Annotated in this window: 18 protein-coding genes; 13 read left to right on the forward strand and 5 right to left on the reverse strand. The window is 61.4% G+C overall.

The window, feature by feature from the left end:
• Positions 1 to 46 precede the first annotated feature (46 nt).
• From Q1A52_RS15185 to Q1A52_RS15195, 3 genes are read left to right on the forward strand one after another with little or no spacing between them, the layout of a single operon-like run.
• Positions 47 to 790, forward strand: coding sequence for a precorrin-6A/cobalt-precorrin-6A reductase (locus Q1A52_RS15185; protein WP_300017062.1), 744 nt, complete (start codon positions 47 to 49; stop codon positions 788 to 790).
• On the forward strand, positions 787 to 1419 hold the full coding sequence (locus tag Q1A52_RS15190) for a DNA-3-methyladenine glycosylase 2 family protein (RefSeq protein ID WP_300017066.1): 633 nt from the start codon (positions 787 to 789) through the stop codon (positions 1417 to 1419). The genes Q1A52_RS15185 and Q1A52_RS15190 overlap by 4 nt, the downstream gene beginning before the upstream one ends.
• The gene (locus Q1A52_RS15195) at positions 1416 to 2081 is read left to right on the forward strand and encodes an alpha/beta fold hydrolase (protein WP_299783042.1); all 666 of its coding nucleotides are present in this window, start codon (positions 1416 to 1418) and stop codon (positions 2079 to 2081) included. The genes Q1A52_RS15190 and Q1A52_RS15195 overlap by 4 nt, the downstream gene beginning before the upstream one ends.
• A gap of 23 nt (positions 2082 to 2104) precedes the next feature.
• Here Q1A52_RS15195 and Q1A52_RS15200 read toward each other — a convergent pair whose 3' ends face one another.
• A complete protein-coding gene (locus tag Q1A52_RS15200) occupies positions 2105 to 2713 on the reverse strand; it encodes a TetR/AcrR family transcriptional regulator (protein ID WP_300017069.1) in 609 nt (202 codons plus the stop codon).
• Between the two features lie 90 nt (positions 2714 to 2803).
• On the opposite strand from Q1A52_RS15200, the gene Q1A52_RS15205 reads away from it, so the two are divergent.
• The gene (locus Q1A52_RS15205; RefSeq protein WP_300017072.1) at positions 2804 to 3895 is read left to right on the forward strand and encodes a fatty acid desaturase; all 1092 of its coding nucleotides are present in this window, start codon (positions 2804 to 2806) and stop codon (positions 3893 to 3895) included.
• Positions 3892 to 4431 carry a hypothetical protein gene (locus tag Q1A52_RS15210; RefSeq protein ID WP_300017075.1) on the forward strand — a complete coding sequence of 180 codons (540 nt, stop codon included), beginning with the start codon at positions 3892 to 3894 and terminating at the stop codon, positions 4429 to 4431. The genes Q1A52_RS15205 and Q1A52_RS15210 overlap by 4 nt, the downstream gene beginning before the upstream one ends.
• On the opposite strand, the gene Q1A52_RS15215 is transcribed toward Q1A52_RS15210, so the two are convergent.
• Positions 4428 to 5564 carry an AraC family transcriptional regulator gene (locus tag Q1A52_RS15215; protein WP_300017078.1) on the reverse strand — a complete coding sequence of 379 codons (1137 nt, stop codon included), beginning with the start codon at positions 5562 to 5564 and terminating at the stop codon, positions 4428 to 4430. The genes Q1A52_RS15210 and Q1A52_RS15215 overlap by 4 nt on opposite strands.
• On the opposite strand from Q1A52_RS15215, the gene Q1A52_RS15220 reads away from it, so the two are divergent.
• Together Q1A52_RS15220 and Q1A52_RS15225 are read left to right on the forward strand one after the other, a co-directional pair.
• Positions 5563 to 6618, forward strand: coding sequence for an alpha/beta fold hydrolase (locus Q1A52_RS15220; protein ID WP_300017080.1), 1056 nt, complete (start codon positions 5563 to 5565; stop codon positions 6616 to 6618). The two genes, Q1A52_RS15215 and Q1A52_RS15220, sit on opposite strands and share 2 nt — an antisense overlap.
• A 207-nt stretch (positions 6619 to 6825) precedes the next feature.
• Entirely contained in the window at positions 6826 to 7410 is a 585-nt protein-coding gene (locus tag Q1A52_RS15225) for an HNH endonuclease (RefSeq protein WP_299783048.1), read from the forward strand.
• 55 nt (positions 7411 to 7465) lie between these two features.
• Here Q1A52_RS15225 and Q1A52_RS15230 read toward each other — a convergent pair whose 3' ends face one another.
• Positions 7466 to 8809 carry a hypothetical protein gene (locus Q1A52_RS15230; protein WP_300017083.1) on the reverse strand — a complete coding sequence of 448 codons (1344 nt, stop codon included), beginning with the start codon at positions 8807 to 8809 and terminating at the stop codon, positions 7466 to 7468.
• Between the two features lie 128 nt (positions 8810 to 8937).
• Positions 8938 to 9720, reverse strand: coding sequence for an exodeoxyribonuclease III (gene xth, locus Q1A52_RS15235; protein WP_300017086.1), 783 nt, complete (start codon positions 9718 to 9720; stop codon positions 8938 to 8940).
• 347 nt (positions 9721 to 10067) lie between these two features.
• Between xth and Q1A52_RS15240 the strand changes: the two genes are divergently transcribed.
• Positions 10068 to 10349 (forward strand): DUF6749 domain-containing protein, encoded by a 282-nt coding sequence (locus tag Q1A52_RS15240; protein WP_300017089.1) that lies wholly within the window; start codon positions 10068 to 10070, stop codon positions 10347 to 10349.
• A gap of 88 nt (positions 10350 to 10437) precedes the next feature.
• Positions 10438 to 11487 carry a hypothetical protein gene (locus Q1A52_RS15245; RefSeq protein WP_300017092.1) on the forward strand — a complete coding sequence of 350 codons (1050 nt, stop codon included), beginning with the start codon at positions 10438 to 10440 and terminating at the stop codon, positions 11485 to 11487.
• A gap of 38 nt (positions 11488 to 11525) precedes the next feature.
• On the opposite strand, the gene Q1A52_RS15250 is transcribed toward Q1A52_RS15245, so the two are convergent.
• The gene (locus Q1A52_RS15250) at positions 11526 to 11849 is read right to left on the reverse strand and encodes an iron-sulfur cluster assembly accessory protein (protein ID WP_195820422.1); all 324 of its coding nucleotides are present in this window, start codon (positions 11847 to 11849) and stop codon (positions 11526 to 11528) included.
• A gap of 83 nt (positions 11850 to 11932) precedes the next feature.
• Between Q1A52_RS15250 and Q1A52_RS15255 the strand changes: the two genes are divergently transcribed.
• The 4 genes from Q1A52_RS15255 (at position 11933) to nagZ (ending at position 16983) form a co-directional block, all read left to right on the forward strand.
• On the forward strand, positions 11933 to 13075 hold the full coding sequence (locus tag Q1A52_RS15255; RefSeq protein WP_195820421.1) for a deoxyguanosinetriphosphate triphosphohydrolase: 1143 nt from the start codon (positions 11933 to 11935) through the stop codon (positions 13073 to 13075).
• 90 nt (positions 13076 to 13165) lie between these two features.
• Positions 13166 to 14908 carry an arginine--tRNA ligase gene (argS, locus tag Q1A52_RS15260; RefSeq protein ID WP_300017095.1) on the forward strand — a complete coding sequence of 581 codons (1743 nt, stop codon included), beginning with the start codon at positions 13166 to 13168 and terminating at the stop codon, positions 14906 to 14908.
• Positions 14909 to 14986: 78 nt separating this feature from the next.
• On the forward strand, positions 14987 to 15988 hold the full coding sequence (locus Q1A52_RS15265; RefSeq protein ID WP_300017098.1) for an SPOR domain-containing protein: 1002 nt from the start codon (positions 14987 to 14989) through the stop codon (positions 15986 to 15988).
• Positions 15985 to 16983 carry a beta-N-acetylhexosaminidase gene (gene nagZ, locus Q1A52_RS15270; protein WP_300017101.1) on the forward strand — a complete coding sequence of 333 codons (999 nt, stop codon included), beginning with the start codon at positions 15985 to 15987 and terminating at the stop codon, positions 16981 to 16983. The genes Q1A52_RS15265 and nagZ overlap by 4 nt, the downstream gene beginning before the upstream one ends.
• The last annotated feature ends 8 nt before the right edge of the window (positions 16984 to 16991 follow it).

Consider the following 16991-nt stretch of genomic DNA (forward strand, 5'->3'; position numbering starts at 1 on the left):
GGGCAAGTCCCCTTGCCACCGGGGGCTTGTGGCCTAAAGTCGCGATATGAGAAATGCGGGTTCGATTCTGGTCATGGCGGGCGCGCGTGAGGCGCATGGCCTTGTATCCCGTCTTAAATCTCGTGGCCGCTCGGTTGTCGCCAGCCTGCCAGAGCCTGAACGGGTGTTTGAGCCTTTACCAGTGCCGACGCGGGTAGGGGCCTTTGAGGACAACGCGAGTTTCGAGGCCTGGGTAGACACGAACAACGTGGTCTGCGTGCTCGATGCCAGCCACGCCTTTGACGCGGAGGTCTCGCGTCGCGCCGCGCTTGTGTCGACACGTCTGAGCCTGCGGTATCTGCGGGTGTTGCGCCCGCCGTGGCGCGCCTCCGGGCAGGATTACTGGACGGACTACCGCACCGTGCGCAGGGCATCCGAAGACATCCCCGCGGGCGAGCGTGTGTTCAGCAATACCGGGCGGGCCTCCCTGCCGGAGTTCGAGACATTTGCCGGGCAGGTGCTGTTTCTGCGCCAGACCCAAGCCCAGACAGCGCCACCGCCCTATGACTTTGTGCGCTACGTCACCGGCACGCCGCCTTTCTCTCAGCACAGCGAAGAGGCGCTCTTTCAGACCCTGCGGATTTCGCGCCTGATCTGCCGCAACGTGGGCGGTTCGGCCAGCATCTCGAAACTGTTGGCCGCCCGGCGGCTGGGGCTTCGCGTGGCCATGGTTGCGCGGCCCGATCCGCCGACGGGCGTGCAGGTGGTTGAAACCGTGACCGAGGCGCTGGCCTGGGAAGCCGACGCATGAGCGTTGGGCGGATTATTGAAACCGACGCGGATGTGGCCGAAGGGGCTGCCTGGCTTGCCGGTCAGGATGACCGCCTGGCCCGCGCGCTAGAGGCGACTGGTCCTTTGCCGCTGCGCCGCAGGCCGGACGGGTTTGCACAATTGTTGAGTGCCATTGTCAGCCAGCAGGTCTCCACCGCCTCGGCCCGTGCGCTCTGGGCGCGGCTGGAGGAGGCGGACGCGACGGAGCCTGCCGCCGTTCAGGCCCTGAGCGCAGAGGCCTTGCGATCCCTGGGCCTCAGCCGTCAGAAGGCGCGCTACGCGCATGCGCTTGCCACAGCAGAGATCGACTTTGCTGCCCTCAGATCGGCACCTGATCAGGAGGTCATCCGGGTGCTGACCGGCGTCACCGGCATCGGTGTCTGGACCGCGGAAATCTACGCCATGTTCTCGCTGGGCCGCGCGGATGTCTTTGCCCCCGGCGATCTTGCCCTGCAGGAAGCGGCGCGCCTTCTTTACGATCTGCCCGAGCGCCCGAAGGAACGGGCCTTGCGCGAGAAGGCGGAAAGCTGGTCGCCCTGGCGGTCGGTTGCAGCGCGGTTGCTCTTTGCGTACTACCGGGTGGCCAAACAGAGGGACGGGATCACATGACACGGGTTTTGAATGCAGGCCGCCGCGCGCCGGTGTCGGGGGATACGCGGTCTGTCGTGGTGTTTCTGCACGGCTACGGGGCCAATGGCGCCGATCTTCTGGGCCTTGCGGACCCGCTGGCCGAACATCTGCCCGATACGCTCTTTGTGGCCCCCGATGCGCCCGAGGCCTGTGCCGGGGCGCCCATGGGATTTCAGTGGTTTCCGATCCCGTGGATCGATGGCTCGTCGGAAGAAGAGAGCATGCGCGGCATGATGCAGGCCATCGACGATCTCAATGCCTTTCTGGATGCGCTGATGGTCGATGAAGATGTGCTGCCCGAGCAGGTGGTGCTTTTTGGCTTTTCCCAGGGCACAATGATGGCGCTGCATGTGGCGCCGCGCCGCGAAGACGCGGTGGCCGGTGTGGTCGGCTTTTCCGGTCGATTACTGAGCCCCGAAACCCTTGCCGATGAAGTGGTCGTGCGCCCGCCGGTGCTTCTGGTGCATGGCGACGCCGATGATGTCGTGCCCCCGCAATCCCTGCCACAGGCCGCTGAAGCCCTGCAGGAAGCAGGCTGGCAGGACGTCTACGCCCATATCATGAAGGGTACCGGCCATGGCATCGCGCCGGATGGTCTGTCCGTGGCGCTCGCCTTCATGCGCGACAAGCTGGGGCTCTGAGCGCAGGCGGACAGCGGATCAGATCACGGGTCTTCGATGTCAGCCGCCAGACCAGAACGGACCAGCACGGCTAGAAATTTGCGTGCGGCCCCTGCGTCCAGACCGCGGATCGTGTCTCTGGCGGTCAATGTGGCCAAACCATGCACGGACGCCCAGAGCAGGGTCAACCGCACCGCTTCCACGCCATTGTCATTTTTCACGCCCGCCACGCTGCGCAACATGGTCTGTAGTTCATCCTGCACCGTGAACAAGCGCCCATCATCCGGGGTCTGCACTGGGTAGCTGAAAAGCGCCCGCCATCGCTCCGGTTCGGCCCGTGCAAAATCGAAATAGGCTTCCGCCATGGCGGTGAGCTTTGTCTCCAGATTCGCATCGGTACTGGTCACAGCGGCGGCCAACGCCGCCTGCAAGAGGCGGGCAGAGCGCATGTTCACTTCGCGCACCACGCCGTCGATATGACCAAAAGCGTTGTAGAGCGCGCCCACCGAGCAGCCCGCGGCCTGCGCCAGCCCACGGGCAGAGAGCGCCTCATATCCCTTTTTCACAAGCAGCTGTTCTGCAGCATCACCACCTTTTCGTCGGATGTCGGCAAGGTTGCGATCGCGGCGTGACGTAACGTTCTTTTCTTCCATTGCGTGAACATCGTTCACAGAATCAGAATTGTCAAATATGAACATTGTTCATGAACTATGTTCACGATAAAGTCAGATAAAGGTGAGACGATGCCAAGATTTGCAACTCCGGGTGGCTTCGCCCGTCAGGTCCGACAAAAAGGCCTCGACTATCTGCGCCTGCATGGCAACGGTCGCTATGCATCGCCCGGTCAGTGGGGCATGGCGGGTGTCTGGACCATTGCCTTCAGCGTTTCGACAGCGCTGCTGCTCACATCGCAGGGTCCAATGACGTTTCTTTGGTGTGCTGCCTGTGGTCTCTTTGCCTTCTTCGTGCTTGCCACACTCTGCCATGATGCGGCGCATGGGTCGCTGTCCCGTCATGGCTTTGTCAACCGGCTCGCCCTGACCCTGGGCTTTGGCATGTTCGGCGTGTCGGGCGCGCTTTGGCGGTGGCGGCATATCCGGCTGCACCACGTTTTCCCCAATGTCGAAGGAACCGACATCGACGGCGAGGGATCACGGCTGATCCGGCTGGCACCTTACGGGGACTGGCACCCGTGGCATCTCGCCCAGGCTTTCTATGCACCGTTCCTTTACGCGTTGGTCATGGCGCATCTCGCTTGGGTCGAGGATTGGCAAAACCGCAAGATGGCGCGCCGCATGGCTGCCGAGCAGTTTGCAAATCCGATGGCGACGGTAGAGTTCCTTGCGGTCAAGGCCATCCATGCGCTGGTGGTTCTGGGTTTGCCATGGTGGTTCTTGAACCCGCCACTCTGGGCGCTGGCGCTGGGATACCTAGTCTACACCGGCGTTGCGTCGATCCTCTTTATTGTCATCGTGGCAGGATCGCACCTGGGTGAAGAGGCGGATTTTGTCTCTCCTGACGGTGACCGCATTCCCCACGATTGGGCCGAACACCAGCTGCGTACCTGTCTGGACTGGTCGCCCGAAAGCGGCGCTGCTGCAATGCTCTCTGGCGGATCCAACGCGCATACGGCACATCACCTCTTTCCACAGGTGGCCCACTGCCACAACGCGGCTCTGAGCAAGATTGTTTCTGAGGCTGCGGCAGATCACGGCCTGACCCACAACATCACCACTTTCGTAGGGCTGGTTTTCTCTCACCTCCGGCATCTGCATCACCTTGGCCGCCCACCTTCGGGCCGTCTCAACCCCTTACTGAAGGAAAAACAGTCATGAAATCCTTGCCATCCCACATGCGTTTCATTGGCGCCATCATCGCACTTGCCCTGACCCTGACGGCCTGCACCGCCCCTTGGGGCGGGTGGGGCCCGCCCATCCCGGTTCAACCCAAACTCGCAGGCGCAAAGGGGTTGGATGTCTACGCAAGTCAGCCAGCGGAAATCCGACCACGCCTGAGGGGCAGGCGTGCCACCCAGATTCTGGTCTGGTTGAACGGGAAGAGCTATTACGACGCGGACTGCCAGATTTCAAACGATGCTTTTGAGCTCCGCTTTCCCAGCTTCACCGTACTGGAGTTGCCTGATTATGGTAGGGCGTCCCCGCCAGCGACCGTGTCCTGCCGTGCGGGCGATCTCCGGGGGCAGACCGAACTCGCGGTGGTGAATATCTCGTCGGAGATCCGTCAACGCCGTTCAGGTCAGAGTGCGCTGCCGGGCGCACCGATGGTCACGGTCAATATCCCGCTCGGACGCGATGACCGTCCCGGTGACATCTGGGGCTACCCGACTGCGGTATGGGTCAACCTCCGCTAGTCTTTGGCCGCCTTGCGATAGGTGCCCGGGCTTTGCCCCATGACCCGGTTGAACTCGGTATAGAAGTTCGACCGGGTCAGGAAGCCGGCAGTCTCGCCCACGGCGCCGACCGGGTCGGATGTGCAATGCAGCAACCGTGCTGCCTCAGCCACGCGGAATTCGTTGATGAATTGCGAGACATTCTTGCCCCCGGTTCGGTTGATGGCCTCAGAAAGCGCCCGATCCGTCACGCCCAGCCGCCGCGCCAGACGGGTCAGCGACAGTTGCGGATCAACGAAGAGGCGGCTTTCTTCCAGAAAGGCGCGGGCCTTTTCCGCAATCTCCGCATCCTGGCTGTTTTGCTGGCTCTGCTTGGGCAGTGCATCGCCGCTGCGGATTGTCGCCGCAACCGCCACGCCCAGCGTGGCAATCATCACAAGACTGGCCAGCGACAGGAGCCAGCCGACGTTGGCACCCTCATTGCGGGCAAAATCGATGGCAATCAGCGTGTCCATCACGCAGGTGATGACTAGCAGGCCAACCCCGATCAGGATCAAACGGCGCATGAACCCCACATGGGCCACCGCCAGCTGTGACAGACGGTCCGGTCCGCCGCGCCAGAGCCGCAGCAGCAGCAGCGCATAGATGGCGTAGCTGAGCCCGATCATCAGGTCGAGCGCCACCCGGACGTTCGGGACAGCGGCCACGACGGCTGTCGCAGCGGCAGCGCAGCAGAGATGCAACAGGAGCGCTGTTTGCAGGCGTGCCGCGCGGTCCGACAGAGCAAAGTACCCAAGATAGATCAGCGGTCCGATCCAGAATGGCAGCAGCCGCTGCACCACCAGCACCGCGTCGACCTGATAGGCAAATCGCAGCGCCACCAGGATCGTTTCCACCACGATCAACCCTGCAAGCGCCGCGAAAAGCGCCTTGGCAGGCCCCGGCAACCACGCCCTTGTCAGCACCATGACACCAAAAATCGCGGCCAATCCGGTCAGAAACAGGGGGAGGGGGACGGAAATCACAGGGGCGGGCCTGTCCTCAATTGCGTTGCGCTGTCCTAAAAGCCGTTTCAGGACAGTCAAGGCATTGCCTGAAAACGGGTCTTTGCTCAAGTCAGGATCATCGCAACACCAATTCATGAGGTCTGACATGAACACCAATCTTCGCCAATTCTGCCTGTCGGCGGCCATTATTCTGGGATTTGCAGCGACGGCGGATGCCGCCGATTTCGCCCCCGCCGTCGCCGAATACCGCGCGGCGCATAAAGAAGCGGATCGCGTGCTGGAAGGGCATGTGTGGTACCCGTCGCTGTCGCAGGAGCCGGAACGGTTGCTCAAGGGCAGCGCCGTCTGGCGCAACATTTCCGGCCATCTGGATGCCCGCATCGCACCCGGAGTCTTTCCCGTGGTGATGATGTCACACGGCATGTACGGCAACTCGATGAACCAGGCGTGGCTGGCCAAACGGCTCGCTGCCGACGGGATCATCGTCGTGCAGCCCAACCACCCCGGCACCACAAGCTTCGGGCGCGACCCCGATCAGGCGCGTCAGCTGTGGCTGCGCGCCACCGATCTCAGCGTTAGCTTTGATCAGCTTCTGACCGACCCGCGGTTTGCCGACCACATGGACCCGACGCGGGTCGCCGCCGCGGGCCATTCGCTGGGCGGCTACACGGTCATGGCCGCCGCCGGGGCCCGGCACGATGTGGCCCACTTCAATCAAAGCTGCGCGGATGACCCGGCGCGGCCGGATTGCGCGGCGCTGGAAATGTGGAAGGTGGGGCACAGTCCCGACGACCTTGAAGCGCTGCAAAGCGACCGGTCCGATCCGCGCCTGCGCACCGTGATCCCACTTGATCTGGGGGGCACACAGACCTTTGCGCCCGACAGCCTTGCCAAGATCGACATCCCCGTGCTGGTCCTCGGCTCCGGGCGTCAGGACATGCTGGACCAGACCATCGAATCCCGCGCCCTGGTGGCCAACCTGCAGGAAAACCTGGTCACCCATGTTGAGGTGGAAGATGCCGGGCACTTTGATTTCATGGGCGTCTGCGTCGAAGGCGGATACGAATTGCTCAAGCGTGAAGAGCCGGGAGACGAGATCGTCTGTGTCAAAGGGCAGGACGCCCGGATTGCCCAGCACGACCGCATCTATGATCTGATCATGACGCATCTGCGGGCCACTGGCGTTGTGGCTCAGCACTAAGAACACAAGGTCCGTTTCCGCCGTTTCAGGGTTGTGCCGGACCTTGTGGATAACTGTCACTTAACCGTTACCGTGTTACCCTATGCATCCTGCGACATGTTGTGGTCAAACAGGGGCTTGCAAGACGCAAACCACGAGATATAGTCGGCCTATCGGCGGGACTGGCCCGCTGGACCGGACGCGGAACGGCAAAGGGTGCGTGTAATCATGGACGGCGATTTCAGAACGGATTTTACCCGCAACCCTGCGAGCCTGAGGCACCGACCCGCGCTGGTGCTGAATGCGGACTATCGCCCCTTGAGTTACTACCCGCTGTCGCTCTGGCCCTGGCAGGAGGCGGTCAAGGCGGCCTGGCTCGACCGGGTGGACATCGTCGCCGAATATGACGACATCGTCCGAAGCCCCAGTACGGAGATCAGAATTCCGTCAGTCGTCGTTCTGAAAGACTATGTAAAACCTCAAAAGCGCGTGGCCTTCACGCGCTTTAATTTATTTCTGAGGGATGAATTCCGCTGCCAGTATTGTGGCGCCAAGGGGGAGTTGACCTTTGATCACGTGGTCCCACGCGCCTCCGGCGGGGTGACCAGCTGGCAGAATGTGGTGGCGGCCTGTTCGCCCTGTAATCTGAAAAAGGGGTCCAAGCCGCTGCACCGCACTGGCCTGTGCCTGCGTAAGCCGCCGCGTCAGCCGGGCGCGGAAGAGCTGCGGAACATGGGGCGCAAGTTTCCCCCCAACCATCTGCATGACAGCTGGATGGATTTCCTTTATTGGGACGCGGAACTCGAAGCTTAGGTCTTTCCGGGCCGAAGCCGTCGTGGATCGGGCGCGTCATGCCCCCAATGTCGGCCTAGTCACATAGATTGGTGTAAATCAGCCGGAATCCACGCGGTTTGTCGAGCGTGCGGCACATCGCATCGCTCGCCTGGTCTGGTCGCAGATAGAGATCGAGAAAGGGCAGGGAGGTTTGTCGGATCACCCGCTGCCAGACGCGTTTGCCGGGCCCGTAGCGGTGCAGGTTCAGCCATCCAAGGGTGAAATCCAGGTGCGAGATTTTCCGCGGGCTCAGAACGACGAGATCACTGTCCGCTGCCGCGATCATCGCGTGGCTCTCATGCAGTTGCCGCTGGTGAAAGAGCTTGCGCATCAGGCGCAGGAAGTCCCGATCCCTGCGGGCGCCATCACGGACATTCTGCGCGACCTGCGCTTTCACATCGAAATAGTATCGCATATGCGGGTTGCGAATGCGTTCGTCTCGTCTTGTCGGGTCAGTGCCGTCCATATTGATCGAAACCTTGCAGCGCGGTTCGCTGTCACAAAAATGCCGGGACGCGGCGCCGCCGAAAGAATGCCCCATCGCGCCAACGCGGGACAGATCGAACATCCCGGTCAGCCCGTGTGACCCGGCGCTTGTATTGATGTCTTCGAGCGATGCTAGAACGAGCTCGATGTCGGCTACCCAAAGCGCAAGATAGGCGCGGCTGCCGCTGAGCACTTCGGATACCAGATAGTGGTACCGGTCGAGCAAATCACCCTCCGGCACGGCTCCCAGGGGCAGCGCGGCGAGGGCATCTGCCGTTGCCTCGTCAAACGCCAGATCGGGGTTGCGCCGGTCTTCGGAGAGCTCACTTTCGAAGTAAGCCTGCAGATCGGGGTCCACCTTGGCCACGCGGCCTTCCTCAAGCGTCACGAGGCTCGCGGCAAAGCTATGGCCGATGGAGACCACAACGTATCCCCGCTGCACCAAGGCCTCAAAGTAGGGCTCGTTCGCCTCTGCCGCATTCCCGTTTCCGTGCGAATAGAGAATGACCGGCAAGGGCCGCGTGGTATCCGGTTTTGCATTCTGATAGGTAATGCTGCGGCGCTTGCGCTCGCGCAATTTTTCAAGGATCTCATGGTTTCCAGCCGGATCGATGGCAAAATCAAATGCGTCGCTGTGAAACCCGTAATGCTTCCGGCTTTCTGCATCTATCGGCGCCCGCGCCGGATACCAGATGCGCACCATCAGATCCCTGTCGCGGCGTCCGTTGGCGCGGGTCAGTATCTCCTGCATCCTCGGGGTCAGCTCATCGATCAGCGCCGGGCTGGAAAACACCAAGCGTTGAGAGCCGATAACGTCGGCCCGCGCCACAGCAGTGAGCCCGACAAGAACGAGGAGCAGGGGGAGGACGTAAGTAATCAGTAGAAATCGCACAGGTGGGGAACCTTTCATCAGAAGCGCATCAGGAGACCGGTCGATCCGGTTGCCGAAGGTGCAGATACTGATTGTGTGCGGTGCGTGTCGTCCGGTCCGGTGGGGGCGGACATCCATTCCGCCGAATGTCAGGCGGCGAGATCGATCCAGACGGGCACGTGATCCGATGGTTTGTCTCGGCCGCGCACATCCTTGTCGATTGCGCAGTCGGTCAGCATGTCGGCCGTTTGCGGGCAGAGCAGCAGATGATCGATCCGAATCCCGTGGTTCCGGTTCCACGCGCCAGCCTGATAGTCCCAGAAACTATAGTGTCCGGGCCCTTGCGTGCGGGCGCGAAACGCGTCCGTCAGGCCGAGGTTGATCAGTTCGCGAAAGGCGGTGCGGCTGTCCAGCCGGAACAGGGCGTCTTCCCGCCAGCCGTCAGGCGTGGCGGCGTCCTCGGCCTGTGGGATGATGTTGTAGTCACCAGCCATCAGAAATGGCGTCTCTTCGGCGAGGAGCGCCTCTGCCCGCGCCTTGAGACGCGCCATCCACGCTAGCTTGTAGTCATACTTGGGGCCCGGGACCGGGTTGCCGTTCGGTAAATAGAGCCCGCAGACCCGCAAGGCATGTGACGTGCCCATGATCGTCGCCTCGATCCAGCGGGCTTGCTCATCGCTGTCGTCCCCCGGCAGGCCGCGCGTGACGTCCTCCAGCGGGTGTTTCGACAGAATCGCCACGCCGTTGAAGCTCTTCTGCCCATGGGTGGCCACATTGTACCCGTGTTCTTCAAAAAGTTCCGTGGGAAAAGCCTCGTCGACCGACTTGATTTCCTGAAGGACAACAACATCCGGTTGGGTATCATCCAGCCATTCGGGTAGTGCGTTGATCCGTGCCTTGATCCCATTGATGTTGAACGTGGCGATCTTCATGTCGGCCCTCCCGAGATTTGTGCAAGCTATCGCGCAATCAGACGGCCAGAGCAAGCGCCGCAGTGACGCCAAAACATGTGCCAGGCTGGAGGTGATTCCGGTGATTCCCGTTAACGGTTAACGGAAAACGGTAGTTATAAGTTAATATCCACATATTTATCCACTGTGGATAAAAAAAAATTAACCAAGATTACCAAACTGAGTTTCGCGTCACGGTCGGTCCGTAGGGCGTGACTCTAGTGTGGATAAGTAGTGGTTAACACATTCTTAACGTGAAAATTTATTGGAAACTCTCCTTAAACGGGCAAGCGTGAAAGGGCGAAAACTTCATTTGAAAGGGATATGCAATGAAGACGAATGTACTGTTGGCGACACCCGCAATCGAAGACACATTTTCCGTTGAAACGGACCTGCACAGCGGCGCAGGCACAGCGCTTTTCACCACCAGCATGGGCCCCGCAAGCGGCGACATGATGCGCGGTGAGGCGACCGAGCTCTTCACCACCTCGATGGCGCCCGAAGCAGATACCCTGTCCGGTGCGGAAACCGGTCTCTTCACGACCAGCATGGTCGCAGGCCGTGACGCATTGTCAGGGGATGCAACCGGTCTCTTCACGACCTCCATGTAACCCAAGGTCTTTTGGATCGGGCCAGACACCCATCTGGCCCGGCCACAAGCCTTGCGCGGCAGATCTATCGGGCAAAGGAAGAACCCCCATGTCTAACGTCGTCTCTTTAGGTCTGCCGCGTAGATTGGATCTGGCAGAACGCCAGACCGTACTGATCGGAAATTTTGCCTGCAACAGGCGCAGCCCGGACGATGTGTTCTGGCTGAAGGAAAATGCCGAAGTTCTGAATGTGCTGGCGAGCAGCGGCGCGATGCTGCCAGAGAGCGCATTGGCCTCCTATCGCCGTGTCTACGACGGTCTCGACGAGCGGCTTCGGTTCTTTCCTCAATACTACCGGTTTCTGCTGTCGATCTGTCTCGACCTCGAAGATCTGGGGTTCGGCAGTGGCAAGGGCACCGATCTCTGCCGTTGGGTCGCGAAAATGGGGCTTGTCGAGGCAGAGCTCTCTGATCTGCAACGCGCCGAGGCGCAGCGATTGCTGAAGAGACGCGGCGTGGGCAGCGAAGATGTCATGCTGACAGAACGGTTGCACCGGTTCATCAACCGCTCCGAAACCTTCACGCTGCCGAATAAGAAGGCCGCCTACGAGCTGACCCATATCGTATTCTACCTGTCGGACTATGGCTTGGTTGATCCACATCTGGATGACGCGGCCATTGCCAGTCTCGAATTTGCCGGCCTGCTGGCCTATCTGGATCAGGACATTGATTTACTTGCGGAAATCTGCGTGGCCATGCGCTTTGCCGGGAAGCGGCCAAGTGCGATCTGGGAAGACTGGATTGCGCAGGAAATGGGCGGCTTCGTGCTGAAAGCGGATGGCCCGAAAGGCTCCGATGCCTATCATGAGTATCTGGTGACCTGCTGGTGGGCGCAGTTTGCGGATCGTCCCAGCTTTCCCGGTGAGGCATGTTCCACCGGGCTCTATGTTGCACGGCATGCGGCGCGCAAGGGGCCGTTGCGGGCAATGTCCGAATACATGTTCCATTTGGGACCGGCACGCAGCAATGACTGGAGCCAGATGCGGGCAGCGATGACGGATGCGGTTGGCCAGGACGGGGAAGACATCCTCAGCGGCGCAGAACAATCCTCTGACCGCTTCGATGCATTTTTTGAAAGCTTTGCGCGGGTCGACGTCTAAAGTTCTATAAAAGCAAAAACATACGCTTCGATGTTAATCTACATCGAGAACGAGGTGCCACATCCGCAGGAGCTTGAGGCATTGGGGTTTTCGATGATGAAGCGCGCGCCGATCAACTCTTCGGAAAAGTCGATGACCGCGTCGCCGAGGAAGGGCAGCGATACAGCGTCAATAACCACCTTTTGACCGGCGCCTTCGAGCACCAGATCATCCGCACGGGGTTCATCGAGCGCGATTTCATACTGAAACCCGGAACATCCGCCGCCTTCGACAGCCACGCGCAAGGCTTTGCCGTCGGTGGCGGCACCGATTTCAGCCAGTCTGTCAAACGCACGGGGCGTGACCTTGGGCGGGAGTTGCATCTGCGTGCTCCGTCAAGCGGTTTCATTAAGTCTTCGCGTGCAATATAGAAACTCTCGGGACAGGCGACAAGGACCAGCACGTCATGACGGCAGTATATGCCTCCGATCCGAACCACGCCCGCGGCCGGCGTGTGCGGGAAGAGGAAAGCACGTTTCGGTCCTGCTTCCAGCGGGATCGGGACAGGATCATTCACGCCAGCGCCTTTCGCCGGCTCAAGCATAAAACCCAGGTCTTCATCGAGCATGAAGGCGACTACTACCGCACGCGGCTGACCCATTCGATCGAGGTGGCGCAGGTGGCCCGCACGATCGCGGGGGCCCTTGGGTTAAATGGCGAGCTGACGGAGGCGGTGGCCCTTGCACATGATCTGGGCCACACCCCCTTCGGACATACAGGCGAGGACGCGCTGTCTGTGCTCATGGCACCCTATGGCGGGTTCGATCACAATGCGCAGGCGATCCGCATCGTCACCCATCTGGAGCGGCACTACGCGGATTTCGACGGTCTGAACCTGACATGGGAGACCCTGGAGGGCATCGCCAAGCACAATGGGCCGGTCGTCGGTCCGGTACCCTGGGCGCTGAAAGCGTACAACGATCAACACGATCTCGAACTCTATACCTATGCCAGTGCGGAGGCCCAGGTTGCGGCGATTGCCGACGATGTGGCTTACAACCACCACGATCTGCACGATGGTCTGCGGGCGGAGCTGTTTTCCACCGACGAACTGGCCGCGCTGCCGATCCTGAACGCCTGTTTCGAGGAAGTGGATGGCACCTATCCGGGGCTGAACTACTACCGCAGGCGGCACGAGGCCCTGCGCCGGTTCTTCGGTATACTGGTCGAGGATGTGATTGATTTTGCGCAGGAAAGGCTGCGTGAACTGGAGCCCCAGTCGGTGGATGATGTCCGGGGTGCCGGACGTACCATCATCCGCTTTTCAGATGATGTCTTCTCCGATCTCAAGGTGATCCGCTCTTTCCTCTTTGACCGCATGTACCGCGCGCCCAGCGTCGTGAAGATGCGCGCGCAGGTCACGCAGGTGGTGGAGGAACTCTTTCCCTACTTCATGGCGCATCCGGATCAATTGCCAAAGCAGTGGCGCAAGGATGTGCAGGAGGTGTCCGATGAAATCGATCTGGCGCGCATCGTGTCGGACTATATTTCCGGCATGACGGACCGCTTTGCGCTGCAGGAACATGAGCGGTTGATTTCGGGCGGGTAAGATCGCCTAAACCCTGCGGCAGCGCGGTGTCCGGTTGACCCGCGCCTTGGGCGTGATACACCGCGCCAATCTCTGCCGAAGGACGCTGACATGAACCTTTTTGCCGATATCCGCGCGCTTGTTTTGGAGTGCTTGCAGGACATGGAGACCGCCGGGCAACTGCGCGCCGGGCTGGCCATGGACAACGTGACGGTCGAGCCGCCGCGCGATGCGGCCCATGGCGATATGGCGACCAATGCGGCAATGGTGCTGGCAAAACCTGCCGGTCAGAAACCGCGCGACATTGCCGAGGCGCTGGCCGCCCGTTTGGCCGAGGATGATCGGATCGTTTCCGCGGATGTGGCGGGGCCGGGGTTCCTGAACCTGCGGCTGGCGCCTGCGGTCTGGCAGTCTGTCGTTGCCGCCGCTCTAACGGCAGGCCGTGATTTTGGCCGCGCGCAGCTGGGGCAGGGCAAACGCGTGAATGTGGAATATGTGTCGGCCAACCCCACCGGTCCCTTGCACGTGGGTCACACGCGCGGCGCAGTTTTTGGCGATGCGCTGGCCTCCCTGCTGGATTTCGCGGGCTTTGACGTGACGCGGGAGTATTACATCAATGACGGCGGCGCACAGGTCGATGTGCTCGCCCGGTCGGTGTATCTGCGGTATCTGGAGGCGCATGGGCAGGAGGTGGCCTTTCCCGATGGCACCTATCCGGGCGACTATCTGATCGCAGTGGGCGAGGCGCTGAAAGACAAGGTGGGCGATGCCTATCTGGACAAGGGCGAGCAGTACTGGCTTGAGGATCTTCGCGTTTTCGCGATGGATGCGATGATGGAGATGATCCGCGCCGATCTCAAGGCGCTCGGCGTTGAGATGGATGTCTTCTACTCCGAAAAATCTCTCTACGGGACGGGCCGGATCGAAGCTGCAATCGATGATCTTCGGGACAAGGGTCTGATTTACGAAGGTGTTCTGGAGCCGCCCAAGGGCAAGAAGCCCGAGGACTGGGAGCCGCGTGAACAGACGCTGTTCAAATCCACCGAACACGGGGATGATGTCGACCGCCCGGTGAAAAAATCCGATGGCAGCTGGACCTATTTTGCGCCTGATATCGCCTATCACTATGACAAGATCGACCGGGGTTTCGACACCCTGATCGATGTCTTTGGGGCCGACCACGGCGGCTATGTGAAGCGGATGAAGGCGGCGGTGTCCGCGCTCTCTGGCGGCACGGTGCCGCTCGACATCAAGCTCTGCCAACTGGTGAAGCTCTTCAAGAACGGTGAGCCCTTCAAAATGTCCAAACGGGCAGGGACCTTTGTGACCCTGCGCGATGTGGTCGATCAGGTGGGCCCGGATGTGACGCGTTTTGTCATGCTCACACGCAAGAACGACGCGATGCTGGATTTCGACTTCGACAAGGTCATGGAGCAGAGCCGCGAGAACCCCGTGTTCTATGTGCAATATGCCCATGCCCGGGTCGCCTCGGTGCTGCGCAAGGCCACCGAGGCGGATATTCCCGTCGATGATGCCACACTCCAGGCGGCGGACCTGAGCCTGCTCGATCACGAGGCGGAGATGGGGCTGGCGGCCAAGCTGGCTGAATGGCCGCGTCTGGTGGAAACCGCCGCGCGCAGCAATGAGCCGCACCGGGTGGCTTTTTACCTCTACGAGCTGGCCGGAACTTTCCATGCGCTGTGGAACAAGGGCAACGAGGTTCCCTCCTTGCGCTTTGTGCAGGATGACCCAAAAGTCACAGCGGCGAAAATCGCCCTCGCAAAGGCCGTGAGCGTTGTAATTGCAGCCGGTCTTGGTATTCTTGGCGTTACACCGGCGCAGGAAATGCGGTAGCAAATCGCGACCTTCGCCCGAGCAGGCAGTCATAGACAGACCGACGGGGCATCGTTTCCCATCGGCAGCGAGGCGACGATGGCGGACATTGAATTTTCCCATGGTATGGGCGCGTATGGGCGCGAGCACGAGGCCCCGCGCGCCGATGACCTGTCGCCCAACGCCCTGGCAATGATGACAAATGTGGCCGGCGCCGTGGTCTCTCTGGCGTTGATCGCGGGTATTGGCGTCTGGGGCTACAAGCTGATGGTGCGCGATGTCTCCGGTATTCCGGTTGTGCGTGCCGCCGAGGGTGAAATGCGGGTGCGCCCGGAAGATCCCGGCGGGCAGGTGGCCCGGCATCAGGGCTTGGCAGTTAACGCCGTCGCCGCAGAGGGCGTTGCCGCAGGTCCGGTGGATCAGGTGGTACTGGCCCCGCGGGACACCGATCTGGCGCAGGAAGATCAGCCGATTTCTGCCACGGATGTGGCGCCGGTGGCGCAACCCGAACCCCTCGCCCCGGCGGCGGAGGTTGTCGGCGGTGCCAAACGTATACCTGCACGGGTGGAGAGCACCTTGGCCGAGAACCTGCAAAGCGGCGCAATTGATGCGGTTGTGGCGGAGCTGACCGCTGGCGTGACCCCGCTGGCAGAGGCTGCCGATACGGCAGCGGACACCCCTGCAGCAGATGAAGCGACGGCAGCGGACGCCCAGGAAGCCCCCCCTGAAACCAGCCCGGCACAGATTGTGAAACGCCCGCGCCTGCGACCGGGCGCGCCCGCGACACTGCAGACTGCCGCCTTCGTTGCCGAGACCCCGACGGCCGAGATTGACGCCGCCGCCATCCCGGCAGGCACGCGTCTGGCGCAGCTGGGTGCCTTCGACAGCGCCGATGTGGCGCGCAGCGAATGGGCGCGTCTGGAAAGCCGCTTTGGCAGCTATCTGCAGGACAAATCGCGCGTGGTGCAGCAGGCGCAATCGGGCGGGCGCACCTTCTATCGCCTGCGGGCCATGGGGTTTGTCGATCTGGCAGATGCGCGGCGGTTCTGTTCCGCCTTCAAGGCCGAAGGGGTCGACTGCATTCCCGTCGCGTCCAAGTGAGCAGGTTCGGCGCCACCATTCTCGACGCCGATGGGCTGGCGCTGACACCTGAGGAAACCGCCTTTTTCCGGCAAGCCAATCCCTTTGGCTTCATTCTCTTTGCCCGCAACATCGACAGCCCGGATCAGGTGCGCCGTCTGTGCGACCAGATGCGCGATGCGGTCGGGCGGGATGCGCCCATCACCATCGATCAGGAAGGCGGACGGGTGCAGCGCCTGCGCGGCCCGCAATGGGCAGAATGGCAGCCACCGCTGGATTTTGTGACCGCAGCCGGGGCAGACGCCGAAAAGGCCATGTACCTGCGCTATCGCCTGATTGCGGCGGAACTGAAGACGCTGGGGATCGACAGCAACTGCGCGCCCATGGTCGATCTGGCGGGCAATGAGACGCATGATTTCCTGCGCAATCGCTGCTATGGGTCAGACCCGGCCACCGTGGCGCGCTTGGGCCGTGCCGTGGCCGATGGCTTGCTGGCGGGCGGTGTTTTACCGGTGATCAAACACATGCCCGGCCATGGCCGCACCACGCTGGACAGTCACCATGACCTGCCACACGTCAGCGCCGCACCTGAAGAACTGGCGCAGCATGATTTTGTCCCCTTTGCGGCGCTCAGGGATGTACCGATGGGGATGACGGCACATCTTGTCTATGAGGCGCTGGATGACCGCCCCGCGACCCTGTCACCCAAGGTCATGAAAGTGATCCGGGAAGAGATCGGGTTTGATAACCTCATCATGACCGATGACATCAGCATGAAGGCGCTGAGCGGCAGTCTGGAAGAGATCACAACCGGTGCCCTCTCTGCCGGATGCGACGTGGTCCTGCACTGCAATGCGCCGCTTGCCGATCGCGAACGGGTGACCGGGGCGGCGGGCGAGATGAGCGAGGCCGGGCAAATCAGGGCGGAACGGGCCCTTGGCTACCGGAAAGCCCCTGACGATATTGACATTGACGCCACACGCGCGCAGCTTGAGACGCTGTTGAGCGGGGCGTAAAATCGTTA

Origin of the sequence: uncultured Roseobacter sp. (genome assembly GCF_947488185.1) — a bacterium.
Taxonomy (GTDB): domain Bacteria; phylum Pseudomonadota; class Alphaproteobacteria; order Rhodobacterales; family Rhodobacteraceae; genus Roseobacter.

Bases quoted from the DNA above. Each gene is read 5' to 3' on its own strand.
- Q1A52_RS15215 (WP_300017078.1), bottom strand. From the start codon at position 5,564: ATGTCAGACCTCATGAATTGGTGTTGCGATGATCCTGACTTGAGCAAA.
- Q1A52_RS15250 (WP_195820422.1), bottom strand. From the start codon at position 11,849: ATGCAACTCCCGCCCAAGGTCACGCCCCGTGCGTTTGACAGACTGGCT.
- Q1A52_RS15205 (WP_300017072.1), top strand. From the start codon at position 2,804: ATGCCAAGATTTGCAACTCCGGGTGGCTTCGCCCGTCAGGTCCGACAA.
- Q1A52_RS15245 (WP_300017092.1), top strand. From the start codon at position 10,438: ATGTCTAACGTCGTCTCTTTAGGTCTGCCGCGTAGATTGGATCTGGCA.
- Q1A52_RS15190 (WP_300017066.1), top strand. From the start codon at position 787: ATGAGCGTTGGGCGGATTATTGAAACCGACGCGGATGTGGCCGAAGGG.
- Q1A52_RS15240 (WP_300017089.1), top strand. From the start codon at position 10,068: ATGAAGACGAATGTACTGTTGGCGACACCCGCAATCGAAGACACATTT.
- Q1A52_RS15225 (WP_299783048.1), top strand. From the start codon at position 6,826: ATGGACGGCGATTTCAGAACGGATTTTACCCGCAACCCTGCGAGCCTG.
- Q1A52_RS15195 (WP_299783042.1), top strand. From the start codon at position 1,416: ATGACACGGGTTTTGAATGCAGGCCGCCGCGCGCCGGTGTCGGGGGAT.
- Q1A52_RS15200 (WP_300017069.1), bottom strand. From the start codon at position 2,713: ATGGAAGAAAAGAACGTTACGTCACGCCGCGATCGCAACCTTGCCGAC.
- Q1A52_RS15185 (WP_300017062.1), top strand. From the start codon at position 47: ATGAGAAATGCGGGTTCGATTCTGGTCATGGCGGGCGCGCGTGAGGCG.
- xth (WP_300017086.1), bottom strand. From the start codon at position 9,720: ATGAAGATCGCCACGTTCAACATCAATGGGATCAAGGCACGGATCAAC.
- Q1A52_RS15265 (WP_300017098.1), top strand. From the start codon at position 14,987: ATGGCGGACATTGAATTTTCCCATGGTATGGGCGCGTATGGGCGCGAG.
- Q1A52_RS15255 (WP_195820421.1), top strand. From the start codon at position 11,933: ATGACGGCAGTATATGCCTCCGATCCGAACCACGCCCGCGGCCGGCGT.
- argS (WP_300017095.1), top strand. From the start codon at position 13,166: ATGAACCTTTTTGCCGATATCCGCGCGCTTGTTTTGGAGTGCTTGCAG.
- Q1A52_RS15220 (WP_300017080.1), top strand. From the start codon at position 5,563: ATGAACACCAATCTTCGCCAATTCTGCCTGTCGGCGGCCATTATTCTG.
- Q1A52_RS15210 (WP_300017075.1), top strand. From the start codon at position 3,892: ATGAAATCCTTGCCATCCCACATGCGTTTCATTGGCGCCATCATCGCA.